This is a genomic window from Seonamhaeicola algicola, assembly GCF_007997385.1.
In the GTDB taxonomy this organism is placed as follows: Bacteria; Bacteroidota; Bacteroidia; order Flavobacteriales; family Flavobacteriaceae; genus Seonamhaeicola; species Seonamhaeicola algicola.
The window spans coordinates 599,304-616,372 of sequence record NZ_VOSC01000012.1; the positions used below are offsets into that span (position 1 = coordinate 599,304).

Genomic DNA, 17,069 nt, shown 5'->3' on the forward strand with positions numbered 1-17,069 from the left:
TAATTTCTTACCTTACGCTTTAAAACAAAAACCCCTTAACCTATGAAAACATTTAGTTCAATTTGTTTGTTTTTGCTCATATTTTTTTCTGCGGAAGCTCAAGTTAAATATGAAAATTTTCAGTCTGCTAGTTTAGGTGAAGAACGCCAAATAAAAATACAATTACCAAGAGGTTACAATTCAAATGAAGATAAAGTATTTCCAATTTTTATTGTTTTAGATGGCGATTATTTGTTTGAAGCTGTGGCAGGCAACACTGATTATTACGCTTACTGGGAAGATATGCCAGATGCTATTGTGGTTGGTGTAAACCAACTGGGTAAACGTTTTGACGATTGTTTGTACTCTGAACAAAATTCGTTGCCAATTGAAACTGGTGCCGCTTTTTTTGAGTTTATTGGCACAGAGCTTATACCGTATATTCAAAAAAATTACCGAGCCTCAAACTTTAAAGTGGCTGTAGGTCATGGAGAAACTGCTAATTTTATAAATTATTATCTGCTAAAAGGTGCGCCATTATTTCAAGCATACATTGTTATTAGTCCTGAGTTAGCCCCAAATATGTTAGACTATATTCCTGAGCGTTTAAAAAATGTAGAATCTAAAATATTTTATTATTTAGCTAATACTGAAAATGATAAAAAATCTACTATTCAAATGACGGAAGCGTTACATAAAGATCTTTCAGCAATTGAAAATAAAAATTTCACCTACGGTTATACATCATTTCAAGGTACCTCACATTATTCAGTGCCAACACACACCATACCAAAAGCTATTGAAAAAATATTTAAAGTATTTCAGCCTATTTCAAAACAAGAATATAAAGACACTATTTTAGAGTTAGAAGGTTCTCCTGTTGATTATTTAGTTGATAAATATGAAAGCATAAAAGCACTTTTTGGTTTAAATAAAAAGATTTTAATAAATGATTTTAAAGCCATTTCTGCAGCAATTGAAAAAACTGAGCAGTTTCAATATTATGAAGAATTAGGTAAAATTGCCAGAAAACAATACCCCGAAACACTATTAGGAAGTTACTACATAGCTAGGTTTTATGAAGAAGGTGGTGAGCCTAAAAAGGCAATGCGCACCTATCAATCTGCTTACATGCTAGATGAAGCTGCAGGTATAACTAAAGATTTAGTACTTGAAAAAGCCGAAGCTATAAAAAGTGATTTTGGTTACTAACTCGTTTGAAAAAATCAATAATTTAAAAAGGTTAAAATATATAGATGGCAAAAGTAAAAACAGCATTTTTTTGTCAAAATTGTGGTGCACAATATGCTAAATGGCAAGGGCAATGTAATGCTTGTAAAGCGTGGAATACTATTGCTGAAGAGCTTATTGAAAAACCAGAAAAAGTAGGTTGGAAAGCTACAACAAACACTACAAGCAAACGTGTTTCAAAACCATTAAAAATTAATGAAATTGACACTACTGAAGATGCTAGATTAAACAGTTTAGATGCCGAGTTTAACCGTGTTTTGGGTGGTGGTGTTGTTCTGGGTTCATTAACACTATTAGGTGGCGAACCAGGTATAGGTAAAAGTACTTTATTACTTCAAATTTCATTAAAACTACCTTATAAAACATTGTATGTTTCTGGTGAGGAAAGCCAAAAACAAATAAAAATGCGTGCAGAACGTATAAATCCTAATAATAGCAATTGTTACATTTTAACTGAAACCAAAACACAAAATATATTCAAACAAATTGAAGCTTTACAGCCCGATGTAGTAATAATAGATTCTATTCAAACATTACACAGTGATTATATAGAATCATCTGCAGGCAGTATTTCTCAAATAAAAGAATGTACAACAGAGCTTATAAAATTTGCAAAAGAAACGGCTACCCCTGTTATTTTAATAGGTCATATTACTAAAGATGGCCACATTGCGGGTCCAAAAATTTTAGAACATATGGTTGATACTGTGTTGCAGTTTGAAGGCGATAGAAACCATGTTTTTAGAATTTTAAGAGCTAATAAAAACCGTTTTGGCTCTACCAATGAGTTAGGAATTTATGAAATGCAAGGTGCTGGTTTGCGTGAAGTTTCTAATCCTTCTGAAATATTAATTTCAAAAAAAGATGAAGACTTGTCGGGTAATGCCATTGCTGCAACTTTAGAAGGCATGCGCCCGTTAATGATAGAGGTGCAGGCTCTTGTTAGTACGGCTGTTTATGGTACACCACAGCGTTCTGCTACAGGTTTTAATGCTAAAAGATTAAATATGCTTTTGGCTGTTTTAGAAAAGCGTGCTGGCTTCAGGTTGGGGGCAAAAGATGTGTTTTTAAATATTACAGGAGGAATAACAGTAGATGATCCTGCTATAGATTTAGCTGTTATTGCAGCTATATTATCATCAAATGAAGATGAAGCGTTACAAAATAATTTCTGTTTTGCTGCCGAGGTTGGTTTATCGGGTGAAATAAGGCCTGTACAACGTGTTGAGCAACGTATTTTAGAAGCTGAAAAACTAGGGTTTTCAACCATATTTGTATCAAAATACAGTAAAATTTCATTAAAAAATACGGTTATAAAAATTCAGTATTTATCAAAAATTGAAGACTTAGTTGCTTTGCTTTATTGAGTTGAGAATTAAAATTTTATGTGTTTAGTAATTGTTTAAAAATGCATTTCAGCGAATTTTTAAGTACTTTAATCGATAAAAAACACATTTTTTATTAGGTTTTCTTCTACGTTTAGTGTAATATTGCCTTATTAAATGCTTTTTCTCTCAAGTATTTAGGTCCATTTGAAGTAAAAACGTAGTGGTTGTTTAGTATTAGAAAACTAGGTTCTAATACAATTAACAATTAATCTATGAAAACAATATCTTTTTTAAGAGTCGTGTTTTTGGCAGTATTCTTAACAACGGTAAGCGCGTATGCGCAATATTGTACACCAAACAATATTAATACGTATAATACAAATTATATTTCTAATGTAACTTTTGGAAATATAAATAACGCTTCTTCAGGTACAACAGGTGGTTATACGCACTTTTCAAGTCTTCCAACTGAGCATATTGAAATAGGAGAAACTTTAACAGGAACCGTTAGTGTTACTATTAATAGTTGGAACAATGCAAGCAATACTGTTGTAATATGGTTGAATTTTAATGAAAACTCTGATGACGATTTTGAAGATAATGGTGAGCGCTTTTTGTTCAATATAAAAGATAATGGCAATAGATGGCGTGGAACAAAAACTTTAGATGTTCCGTTTTCAATAGCAATTCCTCAAGGTGCAGATGTTGGTAATTCTGTAATGCGTGTTGGTTTCAGAACTGGTCAGAATACTAATTTTACATCATGTAATTTTAATTGGGAAGCCGGTGAAATTGAAGATTATAACATAAAATTTATTTCAAATTCAGTACCACTTATTGATACAGATAGTGATGGTATTGCCGATGTTGTTGATGTAGATGATGATAATGATGGTATTTTAGATTGTGTTGAAAAAGGAATTACTTATGGTACAATATCTGAAGTTTTTTCATTAAGCGGAACCGCAGTTGAAGTCTCAAATAATGAGTTTCAATTAACAACAGCAACTAATAACCAAGCAGGTGCTGCTACAATTAAAGAACGTATTAATTTTGATACAAGTTTTTCTTTTTCTTTTGATGCTTTTTTAGGAGCCTATGATCATGGGGCAGATGGTATGGCTATTATTTTTCACAATGACCCAGCAGGAGCATCGGCTGTAGGTGCTGCAGGTAACGGAATTGGGGCAAAAGGTATAAAAAATGGTATTGTTTTAGAGTTAGATACGTATTACAATGGGAGTTTTTTAGGTGATCTTTCTCAAGATCACGGTATGATTTGGGATTCTGATAATCAAACAAGCTCTGGATTTTTAACACCAGCAACTAGTTTAGGCCAGTTAGAAAATAACTTGTGGCATACAGTAACCATTACATGGAATAAAAATACCAAAACTATAAGTTATTATGTAGATAGTACATTAGCAGGCATTTATACAGGCGACTTAATAAACAATTATTTTGGCGGTAGTAGCTTAGTATATTTTGGTTTTTCAGCATCAACAGGAGGATTAAACAATGAGCATAAAGTTAGGTTTAATAGCGTATGCGATATTCCTTTATTTGTAGATACTGATAATGATGGGTTTCCGAACAGTTTAGATATTGATAGCGATAACGATGGTATACCAGATAACGTTGAAGCGCAAACTACTTTGGGTTACCTGCTACCTAGCGGTACAGTAAATGTCTCAGGTGCTTATAAAGGGCTTTGGAGTAATTACGCAACAGGTATAATACCTATTGATACTGATGCAGATACTACACCAGACTATAAAGATTTAAATAGTGATAATGATGATTTAGATGATATTGAAGAAAATGGCATGAAAAACGCCGTTTTGGGGACTGATTCTGACCACGATGGTCTAGATGATGCCTTTGAAACTAATGGTGTTAGTGATACAATTTGGGATGTAAATGAAGCCATTGAAAACCCTTCAGATGCATCTGTTTTACCTGATTCAGATGCTGATGTTAACTCAGGAGGCGATTTAGATTATCGTGATGTTCCTGTAGCTGTTGTATACCCATCAATAGCATCAGTTGATTTTGATGGTGTTGACGATTATCTTCAAGGAAACAGTGTTTTAAACGGTTTAAATGAGTTAACCATTATGGCATGGATAAAGTTAGAAGAAAACGTTACGGGTAATACAAAATTAAACATACTTGGTGAAGATAATGGGTGTAGGCTTTTTGTTAAAAATAATAACAACATAATGTTTGGTGTAAAAACATCAAAAGGTGTTTCAAGAACGCTTAATGCAGGTGCTATAAATAAAAATGAGTGGCACCATGTTGTTGGTACATTTTCAAGTTCTTCAGGTACTGTAAATATATATTTAGATGGTAAAAAGGTAAAAACCTCATATAGTTTATTTTTATCAGGATCTAAAATTCAAACAACATCAAAATGGACTGGTAATTTTGAAATTGGTCGTATTTCAAGAGATATTTCAAACAAACAATATTTTAAGGGTGAAATAGATGAGGTTAGAGTATTTAACCAAGCTCTAACTGATACACAAATTCAAACCATGGTATATCAAGAAATTCAAAATAACAATGGCAATGTTAGAGGTATTGTAGTACCAAAAGATATTATTGATTTTGATAGTAAAACCACAGTGCCATGGGCTAGTTTGGTAGCTTATTACCCAATGACAAATATTGCTTCAAACAAAGTGCTAGATTTTTCAAGTAATAACAATAACCTAACAATGTTTAATATATCAACGGTGCAAGAGCAAACAGCACCAATGCCATATAAAACAATTGCTGATGGCGCTTGGAACTCACAAAACTCTTGGCTACATGGTAATGTTTGGGATGTTGAATCTATGCCAGAAGACAGGGAATGGAGTATAGTTGCAATTGAAAATGATATTGAATTAGCATCGTCATTATCTTCTTACGGTTTAATAATTAATACAGGAAAAACATTAACAGTAAACGGTAATAATGTAATAAAAAATACGGGGTATTTTGAGCTTAACGGTGCTTTAGATTTAATGAACGATTCGCAATTAATTCAAACCAAAACAAGTGATTTAGTTACATCGGCTGATGGTAAGGTGTTAAGAAGGCAAGAAGGAACCCCAAGTGCTTTTTGGTACAATTACTGGGCATCACCTGTGGGTGTAGCAAGTGCAACTACATTAACAGATAATAATGCTTTAACAAATAACCCAAATAACACGCCGTTTCAGGTGGGAATGTTGAAGGATGATGCTGGCTTTAATATGCAGTTTACATCAAGTTATACAGCTAGTGGTAATATTAGTTCCTATTGGATGTATACCTACAAAAATGGTAAAACATATTGGGATTGGGCACGAGTTACAACCACTACAAATATAGAGCCAGGTGTAGGTTACACCCAAAAAGGAACCGGTGTGCCTTTTGAATCTCAACAATATATTTTTGAAGGTAAACCCAATAACGGCACCATATTAATTGATGTTAAAGATGTTGGCGGACCAGGGTCTGTGCCAGAAGTATCAAGAACAAATTATTTGTTGGGTAACCCGTACCCATCTGCGCTTGATATTCATAAATTTATACAAGATAACAGAGGTGTTATAAATGGAAACATTCAATTATGGCAACAATGGAGTGGTAGTTCGCATAATTTAAGTGAGTACAACGGAGGTTATGCTCAGGTTAGTTTGTTAGGAGCCACAAGAGCTTATCAGTTTTCAGGTATAAGCGGTTTAATTAATTTGCTTTTACCAGGTGGGAATTTATTAGCAACTAAATATCTGCCAGTGGGTCAGGGTTTTGTTACTGAAATTGTTTCAGATGGTAAAGTAGAGTTTAATAATGCACAAAGAGCCTTTGTTTTAGAAGAAGATGCTAGAGGAAGTTTTTACAGTGGCTCAGTGTTTTTCAAAAACAATTCAAAATCAAATAAATCATCACAAAATGCAATAGTTGAAAATGTAATAGAAGAAGATAGTCCGTTTAAAAAAATACGATTAGCGTTTACAACCGTTACAGGGCCTGATACAAACCGCGAATTATTATTAGGTTTTAGTGATGAAACTACTGATGGTTATGATTACGGATATGACACTAAATGTGAAGAAATAAATAACAACGACTTAAACCTTGCTTTTGAAGGTGAAAACATGAATATGCAAGCCTATGCTAATGTAACACCAGATAAAGTAGTGCCGCTAAACTTTAAATCATCAGGTCAAAACGCATTTAAAATTAAAATAACTGAATTGATAAATTTTGAAGAAACCGATGAAATTTACATAAAAGATAATTTTACAGGCGAGTACTTTGATTTAAAACATAACGATGCGTTTAATTTTACTTCAGAGCAAGGAAAATTTAATGACAGGTTTCAAATAGTATTTCAATCAGAACAACAATCACTTAGTGCAGAAGAAGTACAAATAGAAGAAAACTTTATATATTATTTAAATTCAGCACGTAGGTTGTATGTTAAAAAATCAACCGCATCAGTAAAAAGAATGGCCATAGTAAGCATGACGGGGCAAACTATTTTAGAAATGCATGATGTTTCAAATGAAACCCTGTTAAACGGTATTGAAGTGCCAAATGTAGCAACGGGAGCCTATGTAGCTTATTTAAGAACTGATGATAACCAAGTGCTTACCAAAAAAATTATAATAAATTAATAAACCAAAGTACCCTTAAATATATCAACCAAAAACCATAAAGCCCAAACATCCTAGTATTGGGCTTTATTTAAAAAAAAATACCAAGTGTATGAGTTAAACCCTGTATGTTATTCATCTGATTTTTTGAGTATTTCATATTTTAAAATACACGTAATAACGGTTTTTTACACTGCTTTATCGAAATGAATAATAGTTCTTTTTGATGTATGGTTTTTAAGGTTATTTTTGAATCAAATATTTGATTTACAAACAAAACGTTTTTTAACAAGTATTTTAATCCCTCTTAAAATAAATAATCCATTTTACTAAAATTTAAGCTTGTTTTTTCGCTTAAACACTAACTTTTATCGTTAAGTGTTAGTGACAGTAACACTGTTTTCGTGTCGTAATTAGTACAGCAAACAAATGAAAGACCATGAAAAAAAAATTTTGGATTATTACTGTATTATTTCTTTGTATCGGTTTCAATACTAATGTATTTGCTCAAGATACTGATGGCGATTCTATTGCTGATTCAGCAGATTTAGATGATGATAATGATGGTATTCCAGATTCACAAGAAATTAATTGTGCAGCTTCATATATAGATTTAGCTCAAACGTTTAATGACAGAAGATCAAACCCAGGTGTTGTTAATAATGCATATCCTTATGGGGGTGTTACCGTAGATTTTACCTACTCATTAGTAGGTACGGCAACATGGGCTTCGGGTGTTAGAAGTATTACAGGCGCAGGTATTACGGGTGAATATATCCAAACACAGGTAAGAAATTCAGATTTTCCAAATGGAGATGTAGCAGTGTATAGGTTTAGTTTTTCAGAGCCCGTTTATAACTTGTCTTTCAAAATGGGTGGTTTTGATAACCAAGATAGAGCCGATATTTATGCAAACAATAGCGGCGTTAGTAAAACGGTTTCAATAACCGATATAAATTTAAGTGGTGGTGCTATTTCAGGAAATTCTGCGTATGATGTTAATGGTGTTAATGGTAATGCGCCGTTAAATAGTGTACAAGTAAATATTTATGGGCCGCTAAATGAACTGATTATTGAAATAGCAAAAGATGATGGCGAATCTGCCAATGCAACCATTCAAATGTATGAATGGCAGTACTGTGCAGCTATACATTCTGATAATGATGGTATTCCTGACCATTTAGATATTGATGCTGATAACGATGGTATTCCTGATAATGTAGAAGCTCAACCAACCATAGGCTATGTGGCTCCTAGTGGAAACGGAACAGCTATGACAGATGCTAATAATGATGGTATTGACGATAACTACGGAGCGGGTTTATTAACCCTTGAAGATACAGATAGAGATGGTACTCCTGATTACATTGATGTTGATGCTGATAACGACGGAACACCTGATGTTGAAGAAAACGGTATGCCAAATACACTTTTAGGAACTGATGCTGATACCGATGGTTTAGATGATGCTTTTGAAACAACTAATACAAATGATGCTGTTATTGATGCTAATGAAGATATTGAAAACCCATCAGATTTATCAATTCTTCCTGATACAGATGGTGATTTAAACTCTGGTGGCGATTTAGATTACCGTGACGTTTTTACGCCTAATCCACCAGTATACGCAACCATTGATTTTGATGGTGTTGATGATTATTTGTCTACAACAGCCTTTGTTGGTGGGCAAAATAACATCACAATTATGGCTTGGATGAAATCTGATATTGGTAACACCAGAGATATGATTATTGCAGGTGAAGATGTTAGTTGTAGTATTTGGCTTAAAGATGGTGATATTCCTATGTTTACTATAAAAACTGTAGCCAATTCAGCAGTAACGCTTAGTGCCTCATCTTCTGTTAATTGTAATGAATGGCACCATGTAGCGGCTTCTTATAATAGTTTAACTGGCTTAGTATCATTATATGTTGATGGCGCACTAGTGGCATCAACAAATTTAAGTGTTGTTGGTTCAGCAATAGAAAACTCAGTAAACAGTAATGGTAATTTTGAAGTAGGACGCTTGTCTACAACCTTAACTGATAAAAAATACTTTAAAGGTGATATTGATGAGGTTAGGGTTTTTAATGCAGCTTTAACAACAAGCCAAATTCAAGGCATGGTTTATCAAGAAATAAATGAAAGCGCAGGTAGTGTGTCGGGTTCTGTTGTTCCAAAAAACATTCAAGATACCCAAACTAATGCTACTGTAGCTTGGGCTAGCCTTATTGCATATTACCCAATGACAAATATAAAAACTGATAGAACAACGGACTATTCAGGGCATAACAGATTATTGTATTTAAATAACATAACAACCGTACAAGAGCAAACGGCACCAATGCCTTACAGAGCTGTGTCTTACGGAAATTGGAATTCTGTTTCAACATGGGCGCACGGTAGTGTTTGGGATATTGAAGATGTTTCAACAAATAAAGCATGGAGTATAGTAAAAATAGAAGAAGATGTTGTAACAAGCAATTCGCATACTACCTATGGTTTAGTAATAGATGCAGGAAAACGTTTAACGGTTTCTGGTGATAATTTAATAAAAAACACTTGGTATTTAGAGCTAAATGGTGTCATAGATTTGTTAAACGATTCTCAATTAATACAAACTGAACAAAGTGATTTAGTTACCTCTGCCGATGGTAGGATTTTAAGGCGTCAACAAGGAGAATCAAACCCGTATCGTTATAATTATTGGTCGTCACCAATTGGGGCTCAAAGCACCACTGGTTTAACAAACAATAATGCATCAACAAATAACACCAATAATACGCCATATAGGTTAAATATGATAAAAGATGATGCTGGTACAAATTGTTTATTTACATCAAATTATACAGCAAACGGTAATATTAGTACCTACTGGATATACACTTATAAAAATGGTGTAACCTATTGGGATTGGGAGCGTGTAAGTACTTCTAGAGATTTAGCTCCTGGCTTAGGTTATACACAAAAAGGTACAGGTATAGCGGCTTCAGAACAGCAATATATTTTTGAAGGCAAACCTAATAATGGTACAATAATAGTTGAGGTTGAAGATAAAGGAGGTGCAGGTTCAGAGCAAGATGTTACACGAACTAATTTCTTATTAGGAAACCCCTATGCTTCTGCCATAGATATTCATAAATTTATTGATGATAACCAAGGTGTTATAGATGGAACACTTCAGTTATGGCAACAATGGAGTGGAAACTCTCACAATTTAAATGAGTATAACGGTGGTTATGCACAAGTAAACAAAACAGGAGGTGTAAGGGCATTTCAGTTTGTGGGTATTAGTGGTGCGCACAATGGATCGCAAGATGGTACTTTGGTGCCGTCAAGATACTTGCCAGTAAGTCAAGGTTTTGTTGTAGAAGTAGTTGCTAACGGAGAGGTGAAATTCAATAATGCACAGCGTGTGTTTGTTAAAGAAGCTGATGCAGATGGAACATATGATAACGGATCGGTGTTTTTTAAAGGCGGTAATTCAAAGTCAAAAACATCAAAATCTGTTGCACAAACTCAAACAGAAACACCTGTTATGCAAAAAATACGTTTAGAGTTTAGTGCGTTATCAGGGCCATCAACGCATCGTGAATTGTTACTAGGGTTTAGTGATTTTACTACTGATGGTTATGATTATGGTTATGAGGCCAAATCATCAGAAAGTAATAACAACGATTTGAATTTATCGTTAGAAGGTGAGAATATGAATATTCAAGCCTATGGTCCCGTATCAAATGATAAAATAGTACCATTAAATTTTAAATCATCAGGAAGCAATAGTTTCGAAATAAAAATTACTGATAAAGTGCATTTTTCAGAAGAGCAATCTATTTACCTTCGCGATAATATGTTAGGTACTTATTTCAATTTATCAGAAGGAGAAGCATATAGTTTTACATCAGAAAAAGGTAAATTTAATGATAGGTTTGAAATAGTGTTCCAATCTGAGCAAGCCGCGTTAAGTACTGAGCAGGCAGAAGTAGACGCTAATTTTGTTTATTACACCAACACAGACCATAAGTTGTATGCAAAAAAATTAAATGGTACTGTAAAACGTTTAGCTTTAGTAAGTATAACAGGGCAAATAGTTTTAGAAAAAAACAATGTATCACCGCAAGTTTTACAAAATGGTATTACTATCCCAAAGGTAGCATCAGGTGGATATGTTGTTTTTTTAAGAACAGACGATAATCAAGTGATAACCAAAAAAATAGTTGTTAATTAAGTAAAAGCACTTAAAATAACTACACAAAACAATAAAAAGTCAAAACATAAGGTTTTGGCTTTTTTTATGTTTTAAAACCAACCTTTTCAGGATAAATTCTTAAATTCGCATCCTTATATGAATTTTGAGTAAATGAGCGCTAAATTTCCTGAATATAAAGGACTTGACTTGCCAAATGTAGCAGACCAAATACTGCAATATTGGCAAGAAAATAACATTTTTGATAAAAGTATAACCTCTAAAGAAGGCAAAGAAACTTTCGTTTTTTTTGAAGGGCCGCCTTCAGCAAATGGTTTACCTGGTATTCATCATGTAATGGCACGTGCTATAAAAGATATTTTTTGTAGATACAAAACCCAAAAAGGCTATCAAGTTAAGCGTAAAGCAGGTTGGGATACCCACGGGTTGCCAATTGAGCTTGGTGTTGAAAAAGAATTAGGCATTACTAAAGAAGATATTGGCAAAACCATTTCTGTAGAAGAATATAACGCAGCTTGTAAAAAAGCCGTAATGCGTTATACTGATGTTTGGAATGACCTTACTGAAAAAATGGGCTATTGGGTAGATATGAATGATCCATACATTACTTATGAGCCTAAATATATGGAGTCTGTTTGGTGGTTACTAAAACAGATTTATAGCAAAAATTTACTGTATAAAGGTTACACTATTCAGCCCTATTCACCAAAAGCAGGTACAGGTTTAAGTTCGCATGAGCTAAACCAACCCGGAACCTATCAAGATGTAACCGATACTACAGTTGTAGCGCAGTTTAAAGCTAATAAAGCATCGTTACCAACGTTTTTACAAAATGAGGGCGATATTCATTTTTTAGCATGGACAACCACACCTTGGACACTGCCAAGTAACACCGCCTTAACTGTAGGGCCAAAAATTGATTATGTGTTAGTAAAAACATTTAATCAATATACCTTTGAACCCATAAATGTTGTATTAGGGAAACCACTAGTAGCAAAACAATTTGCAGGTAAGTTTATAAAAGCTGAAGATGTTTCAGAATTAAGTAACTTTAAACAAGGAGATAAAAAGATTCCTTATTTCGTTGTAAAAGAATTTAAAGGCGCCGATTTAGTAGGAATAACCTATGAACAATTATTGCCATATGTGTTGCCTAATGATAACCCTGAAAATGCATTTAGAGTTATTTCTGGAGATTTTGTAACTACCGAAGATGGTACAGGTATAGTACACACAGCCCCAACGTTTGGTGCAGATGATGCCTTGGTAGCAAAACAAGCCACACCAGAAGTGCCGCCAATGTTAGTGAAAGATGACAATGATAATTTGGTGCCATTAGTAGATTTACAGGGGCGTTTCCGCCCTGAGCTAAAAGAGCTTGCTGGTAAATATGTAAAAAATGAATATTATGATGATGGCGAAGCACCAGAACGTTCTGTTGATGTTGAAATTGCCATTAAATTAAAAGAAGAAAACAAAGCCTTTAAGGTTGAAAAATATAAGCACAGTTACCCAAATTGTTGGCGTACAGATAAACCAATTTTATACTATCCGTTAGATTCTTGGTTTATTAAGGTAACCGATGTTAAAGACAAAATGTTTGAACTTAACCAAACCATAAACTGGAAACCAAAAAGCACTGGAGAAGGCCGTTTTGGTAATTGGTTGGCAAACGCAAACGATTGGAACTTATCACGCTCACGCTACTGGGGCATTCCGCTACCAATTTGGAGAACCGAAGACGGAAAAGAAGCGCTTTGCATTGGCTCAGTTGAAGAGTTAAAAGCCGAAATGCAAAAAGCTGTTAAAGCAGGAGTTTTAGCTGAAGATATTTTTGCCGATTTTGAAGTGGGCAATATGAGCAATGAAAACTATGCAAAGTTAGATTTGCATAAAAATATTGTAGATCAAATCACATTAGTATCAGCATCGGGTAAGCCCATGAAACGCGAAAGCGATTTAATTGATGTGTGGTTTGATTCTGGTTCAATGCCTTATGCTCAATGGCATTATCCTTTTGAAAATGTAGATTTGATTGATAAAGGCACAACCTATCCAGCAAACTTTATTGCAGAAGGGGTAGACCAAACACGAGGTTGGTTCTATACATTACATGCTATTGGTACTATGGTATTTAATTCTGTAGCTTACAAGAATGTAGTTTCAAATGGATTGGTGTTAGATAAAAACGGACAAAAAATGTCAAAGCGTTTAGGTAATGCTGTAGATCCGTTTACAACACTATCAAAATACGGGCCAGATGCTACACGTTGGTACATGATTAGTAATGCCAACCCATGGGATAACCTGAAATTTGATTTAGAGGGCATAGAAGAAGTAAAGCGTAAATTCTTCGGAACACTTTATAATACCTATTCATTTTTTAGTTTATATACAAATCTTGATAAATTTAACTACGCCGAAGCTGATATTCCGTTAGCTGAAAGACCAGAATTAGATAGGTGGATTTTATCAGAATTACACACCTTAATTAAAAAGGTTGATGCATTTTATGCTGATTATGAACCAACCAAGGCAGCCAGAGCTATTTCAGATTTTACACAAGATTACTTAAGTAACTGGTTTGTACGTTTAAGTAGAAGACGTTTTTGGAAAGGCGATTACCAAACCGATAAAATATCGGCATATCAAACGCTATACACTTGTATGGTAACCATAGCTAAATTGGGTGCGCCAATTGCCCCGTTCTTTATGGATAAATTATACCAAGATTTAAATAGTGTAACCAAAAAAGAAACCTTTGAAAGTGTACATTTAGCAGATTTTCCTGTGTACGATGAAAGCTTTGTTGACAAAAGTTTAGAGCGTAAAATGGAAAATGCCCAAACAATATCATCATTAGTTTTGTCGTTACGTGCTAAAGAAAAGATAAAAGTGCGTCAACCACTTCAAAAAATAATGATTCCTATTGATAATGAACAACAAAAGGAAGAAATATTAGCAGTTTCAGATTTAATAAAACATGAAGTTAATGTTAAAGAAGTTGAACTTTTAGAAGACGCTTCAGATATTTTAGTAAAACAAATAAAGCCTAATTTTAAAGCTTTAGGACCACGTTTTGGTAAAGACATGAAAGCCATTGCTAGCGCTATAAATGCTTTTGATGCAAGTAATATTAAAAAAATTGAACAAACAGGTAATTTATCACTTGACATTAATGGAAAAAATGTTACTTTAGGGCTTGAAGATGTAGAAATTACATCGCAAGACATTGAAGGCTGGTTAGTGGCCAATGAAGGCGCATTAACAGTAGCTTTAGATGTTACTATAACTGATGAATTACGAAGCGAAGGTATAGCCAGAGAGCTTATTAATCGTATTCAAAATTTACGTAAAGATTCAGGTTTTGAAGTTACTGATAGAATTGATGTAAAACTTCAAAAAGACGAACATATAATTAGTGCAGTAAATACAAATAGAGCTTATATAAAAACGGAAACGTTGGCAGAACAGCTTGATATTATTGATAATTTAGAACATGGTATAGAAATTGCTTTTGATGATATAAATACCAAATTGTTTATACAAAAACATTAAAATTATGGCAGCTACAAATGCAAGATATTCTGATGCAGAATTAGAAGAATTTAGAGCTTTAATACAAGAAAAAATAGATAAAGCGCAGCATGATTTAGAGCTTATTAAAAGTGCGTATATGAACGACCATAATAACGGTACAGATGATACATCGCCTACTTTTAAGGCTTTTGATGAGGGTAGCGAAGTTATGAGTAAAGAATCTAATTCGCAATTAGCTATTCGTCAAGAAAAGTTTATTCGTGATTTAAAAAATGCAATTATTAGAATTGAAAATAAAACCTATGGTATATGTCGCGTTACAGGTAAGTTAATAAACAAAAAACGTTTAGAGCTTGTACCTCATGCAACATTAAGTATTGAAGCTAAAAATATGCAAAAATAAATACGCTCTTCACGTAAAGGAGTTTAAAAAAAACGCCAATCATAGATTTTTAATGAGTGGCGTTTTTTTATTTTTAACACCTTTGCATAATACATTTTTTCTAATGTCATTAAAAAAATCGGTTATAATTATCGTTTTAATTTTGCTTGCAGACCAAGTGAGCAAGGTTTATATAAAAACTAATTTTCAGCTACAAGAAAGTATAAAAATTTTTAATTGGTTTCAAATATATTTTATTGAAAACGATGGGATGGCTTGGGGCACAAAAATTAGTGATTTTATACCCTTAATTAATGACCGTACAGCTAAAGTAGCTTTAACATTGTTTAGGGTTGTAGCTATTTGTGGTATTGGCTATTGGTTGTATAACGTTACTAAACAACAAAAACCTAAGGTGTTAATTTTGGCCTTAGCTTTTATATTTGCAGGCGCTTTGGGTAATATAATAGACTCTGTTTTTTATGGTGTTTTATTTAGTGATAGCCTTATTGATGTTGCAACGTTTATGCCTCATGAGGGCGGATATGATAGCTTGCTACATGGTAAAGTTGTAGATATGCTTTACTTTCCGTTATGGAAAGGCTTTTTGCCAAAGTGGTTACCTGTTATTGGTGGTAAATATTTTACGTTTTTTGAACCTGTGTTTAATATAGCCGATGTTGCCATTAGCACTGGTTTTGTAATGCTAATTGTATTTAACAAAAAGGCGTTTCCTAAAAAATAATTACAAAAATATTTTAAATGTAGTTGATGTGTTTTTTTGGTTTTCAATAACCAAAATACCTTCCATTTTATGTGTTGTTTTAGCGCATAATTCATTCGCATTTATATCAATACCATTATCTGTAATTTCCAATACAGGTTTATTATTTTCTAAATAACTATGTATATAAACTTTAGGGTGTTTATGAGAGTGTCTGTTGTGTATAGCATATGTAATTAGGTTTAACAATATGCGCTCAATATATTCAGCTTTGGTATTTATAGATTTAAGTTTAGAAAAATCTGAATCAATTTTGGCATTAGCATCAATAATTACAGGGCTAATTGATATTAAAACCTGGCACAAAATATTATTAAAACTAACCGTTTTATCTGTTGGGTTTTGCTTTATATCACTTAAAATACTAACAACATCGTCAATAACCTTGCTGGTATTTTCTCTAGTATTATTTAAGCTGTTTTTAGGTTGTGAAATAGTAAAGGTATTAACCAGTTCAGAAACCAATGTTAAATTACTAGCATGAGATTTTACGTTTTGTAAAGCTATTTTGTTGTAACCCGCAGATTTTGTAGACTGATGTTTAAAAACATTTGGTGTACTATCAGAAATTAAACTATCAATATAATCTGATGTGTTTTCAGCTTGTTTATGAAAAAATAAATATTGTGAAGTTTTGTTGGGTTTTATAAAAAAGTTGTGCTTTGTTGAACATATAAAACTATTATAAATACCAGCATTACCTTTTAATTGTATGCGCTGTTTAAAATGAATACCGTTTTTAATGTAGTTTAAAAAATTAGCTTCAAACTCTAGACTGTCTTTAGTGTGAATAGTATTGTTTAAGAAACTTTTTAATGTTTGATTTGCTTTTAATGAAGCATCAAGATTTGACAAAAAAGCTTCAGACCAAAGCATGGTGTCATTATCTTTAAGTTCCCAAAATGCAATATCACTTACTGTTTTATTGATACTGTTATTTAATAGCATTTTACTTTAAGTTATT

Annotated in this window: 8 protein-coding genes; 7 read left to right on the forward strand and 1 reads right to left on the reverse strand. The window is 33.2% G+C overall.

The features are described from left to right. Nucleotides 1-42: 42 nt before the first annotated feature. The 7 genes from FUA26_RS05055 to FUA26_RS05085 all read left to right on the forward strand — a co-directional run bounded on the left by FUA26_RS05055 (nucleotide 43) and on the right by FUA26_RS05085 (nucleotide 16,066). Entirely contained in the window at nucleotides 43-1,191 is a 1,149-nt protein-coding gene (locus tag FUA26_RS05055; RefSeq protein ID WP_147132420.1) for an alpha/beta hydrolase, read from the forward strand. Nucleotides 1,192-1,235: 44 nt separating this feature from the next. Then, nucleotides 1,236-2,597 (forward strand): DNA repair protein RadA, encoded by a 1,362-nt coding sequence (gene radA, locus FUA26_RS05060; protein WP_147132423.1) that lies wholly within the window; start codon nucleotides 1,236-1,238, stop codon nucleotides 2,595-2,597. Between the two features lie 233 nt (nucleotides 2,598-2,830). Further along, on the forward strand, nucleotides 2,831-7,213 hold the full coding sequence (locus tag FUA26_RS05065) for a lectin-like domain-containing protein (protein WP_147132426.1): 4,383 nt from the start codon (nucleotides 2,831-2,833) through the stop codon (nucleotides 7,211-7,213). A gap of 418 nt (nucleotides 7,214-7,631) precedes the next feature. Further along, a complete protein-coding gene (locus FUA26_RS05070; protein ID WP_147132429.1) occupies nucleotides 7,632-11,420 on the forward strand; it encodes a LamG domain-containing protein in 3,789 nt (1,262 codons plus the stop codon). A gap of 132 nt (nucleotides 11,421-11,552) precedes the next feature. Further along, entirely contained in the window at nucleotides 11,553-14,957 is a 3,405-nt protein-coding gene (ileS, locus tag FUA26_RS05075; protein ID WP_147132431.1) for an isoleucine--tRNA ligase, read from the forward strand. 4 nt (nucleotides 14,958-14,961) lie between these two features. Next, the gene (locus tag FUA26_RS05080; RefSeq protein WP_147132434.1) at nucleotides 14,962-15,342 is read left to right on the forward strand and encodes a TraR/DksA family transcriptional regulator; all 381 of its coding nucleotides are present in this window, start codon (nucleotides 14,962-14,964) and stop codon (nucleotides 15,340-15,342) included. Nucleotides 15,343-15,445: 103 nt separating this feature from the next. Continuing rightward, the gene (locus FUA26_RS05085; protein ID WP_147132437.1) at nucleotides 15,446-16,066 is read left to right on the forward strand and encodes a lipoprotein signal peptidase; all 621 of its coding nucleotides are present in this window, start codon (nucleotides 15,446-15,448) and stop codon (nucleotides 16,064-16,066) included. Here the strand turns inward: FUA26_RS05085 and FUA26_RS05090 are convergent, their stop codons facing one another. Then, complete coding sequence (locus FUA26_RS05090) at nucleotides 16,067-17,053, reverse strand: phytochrome family protein (RefSeq protein ID WP_147132439.1); 987 nt, start codon at nucleotides 17,051-17,053, stop codon at nucleotides 16,067-16,069. Nucleotides 17,054-17,069 lie beyond the last annotated feature (16 nt).

Coding starts and splice junctions, on each gene's coding strand:
- ileS (WP_147132431.1), top strand. CDS start 11,553: ATGAGCGCTAAATTTCCTGAATATAAAGGACTTGACTTGCCAAATGTA.
- FUA26_RS05065 (WP_147132426.1), top strand. CDS start 2,831: ATGAAAACAATATCTTTTTTAAGAGTCGTGTTTTTGGCAGTATTCTTA.
- FUA26_RS05070 (WP_147132429.1), top strand. CDS start 7,632: ATGAAAAAAAAATTTTGGATTATTACTGTATTATTTCTTTGTATCGGT.
- radA (WP_147132423.1), top strand. CDS start 1,236: ATGGCAAAAGTAAAAACAGCATTTTTTTGTCAAAATTGTGGTGCACAA.
- FUA26_RS05055 (WP_147132420.1), top strand. CDS start 43: ATGAAAACATTTAGTTCAATTTGTTTGTTTTTGCTCATATTTTTTTCT.
- FUA26_RS05090 (WP_147132439.1), bottom strand. CDS start 17,053: ATGCTATTAAATAACAGTATCAATAAAACAGTAAGTGATATTGCATTT.
- FUA26_RS05080 (WP_147132434.1), top strand. CDS start 14,962: ATGGCAGCTACAAATGCAAGATATTCTGATGCAGAATTAGAAGAATTT.
- FUA26_RS05085 (WP_147132437.1), top strand. CDS start 15,446: ATGTCATTAAAAAAATCGGTTATAATTATCGTTTTAATTTTGCTTGCA.